Source organism: Chromobacterium alkanivorans (assembly GCF_016937655.1).
GTDB classification, from domain to species: Bacteria; Pseudomonadota; Gammaproteobacteria; order Burkholderiales; family Chromobacteriaceae; genus Chromobacterium; species Chromobacterium alkanivorans.
Genome location: NZ_JAFHKL010000054.1, coordinates 1 through 333 on the forward strand (window position 1 = coordinate 1; position 333 = coordinate 333).

Sequence of the window (333 nt, forward strand, 5' to 3'; positions counted from 1 at the left end):
CGGACTGATGGCCACCGTCGAGTGGGAAAAAGACCCCAATCCAAGGGCACCGATAAAGCGGGATAAAACCGGCCAGTACGATATGGATGACTATGATCTCCATGCAGCCAACTACACCCAACACCGCGCCGTCGTCGAAATCCCGCGCTATGAGAAGTCCTGCGGCGTGCAAGTCCACTTCCTGCCCTGCGATGAGGTCCGCGTGGTCAGTTCCTGCCGTACTCCAGACCATCCCGACTACCCCTACAAGTCGTTCTACCAAATCAGGGAGCCTAAAACATGTCCCAAGTAGAGCAACGTCCCGCCCCCGAAGCCATCCAAATCCGTACAGCC

The 333-nt window shown here is 57.1% G+C and carries 1 protein-coding gene; it reads left to right on the forward strand.

Annotation, left to right across the window (positions count from 1 at the left end):
* A partial coding sequence (locus JW897_RS24175; RefSeq protein ID WP_205467942.1) for a Tli1a family immunity protein occupies window positions 1–292 on the forward strand: 292 nt, incomplete at its 5' end.
* Window positions 293–333 lie beyond the last annotated feature (41 nt).